The following is a 1530-nucleotide window of genomic DNA, read 5'->3' as shown; positions in this document are numbered from 1 at the left end:
CAATGTGCGCTGGCATATTTACAAATTACAAGAACTGTCCAATAGCTAAAAGTCTTGTATTATCGGTCTTTTATTCCCCCAGATGAGCTGTTGCCAGATGAGCTGTTGCCTGCGCACAGCGCTATATTTGGCTAGACAATGGTATTTTAAGTAGGGATACATCACGGGAAAACACGACTTAGAGAAGCAATTAAACTCAAATCATAATTATCAATTTCTTCATTCTCAAGCAGCACAGCAAACCTTGAGAGGAGTAACAGAGTCTTTTAAGTCCTACAAGGAGCTTTCCTACAAACACTATCTAGAAAAACTGAAAAATAAACCTCAACTTCCCAAATATCGAAAAAAGGGAGGACTAGGAGTTATAACTTATCCAAAACAAGCTTTGAGACTGAAAGGAAACCAGGTGAGAGTACCTCTGGGGAAAAAAGTTAAAGCTGCTTTTAAAATTGATAGTTTTTGGCTAAATTTTCCCAGCAATCTTGAGTTTAAAAAAATTCGAGAAATAAGGATTCTACCTCGTAATGGTTGCTTTTATGTTGAGTGGGTTTATCAGTTAGAGGTCGATTAACCTGAACTTGACAGGGATAAAGTTCTCGGTATTGACCACGGAGTTGGTAATTGGTTAACTTGGGTTAGCAATGTAGGAACAAGCTTGATTGTAGATGGCAAATATTTAAAATCAGTTAACCAGTGGTATCACAAACAAATAGCAACAATTAAAGATAACAAACCTCAAGGATTCTGGTCAAAAAAGTTAGCCAATATAACTGAAAAACGCAACAGAAAAATGCGCGATGCTGTGAATAAAGCGACCAGATTAGTTATAAATAACTGCTTAGAAAATGGTATTGGTAGGATTGTTTTTGGATGGAATAAGGGGCAAAAAAATGCTATTAACATTGGAGCCAAAAACAATCAAAAATTTGTGCAAATTCCCACAGCTAAACTCAAAGAACGAATTAGTAAGTTATGGGAATTGTACGGCATAGATTTTATTGCAACTGAAGAATCTTACACCTCGCAAGTAAGCTTTTTGGATGATGATTTCCTGCCAAACTACGGTGAAAAACCCGAGAGGTGGAAGCCGTCAGGAAAACGAGTACAGAGAGGTTTATATCAAACCAAAAACGGTTTGTCACTAAATGCTGATGTGAATGGAGCAGCTAATATTCTCAAAAAAGTAGCGACAACTTTGGAGTTTTCTCTCGAAGGAGTCAGTAGAGGTATGGCAATGTGCGCTGGCATATTTACAAATTATATCATGTCCGGTTGAATACTTATTATTAAGATAGTAGGGGAGCGGGGGAGTAGGGGAGTAGGGGAGTAGGGGAGTAGGGAAAATAGAAAGATTTATTGTTTCAGCACTCTTGATAAGTTTTTTCATCACTAATTATCCGGACATGATATTACAGGAAATGTCCAATAGCCAGAAGTCTTATATTATCGGTTTTTTATTCCCCCTGTTCCCTGTTCCCTGTTCCCTGTTCCCTGCGCACAGCGCTATAGTTTGATAATGCCTTTAAGAAA

General features: G+C 37.8%; 2 protein-coding genes. Both read left to right on the top strand.

From position 1 onward, the window contains the following. Positions 1-244 precede the first annotated feature (244 nt). Positions 245-571 (top strand): hypothetical protein, encoded by a 327-nt coding sequence (locus F6K13_RS32570; protein ID WP_124147611.1) that lies wholly within the window; start codon positions 245-247, stop codon positions 569-571. A gap of 30 nt (positions 572-601) precedes the next feature. Continuing rightward, positions 602-1276 (top strand): RNA-guided endonuclease TnpB family protein, encoded by a 675-nt coding sequence (locus tag F6K13_RS32565; RefSeq protein ID WP_124147610.1) that lies wholly within the window; start codon positions 602-604, stop codon positions 1274-1276. Positions 1277-1530: the final 254 nt, after the last annotated feature.

This window comes from Okeania sp. SIO2B9, assembly GCF_010672505.1.
Classification (GTDB): Bacteria; Cyanobacteriota; Cyanobacteriia; order Cyanobacteriales; family Microcoleaceae; genus Okeania; species Okeania hirsuta.
This window is presented reverse-complemented; position numbering and strand designations above follow the sequence as displayed.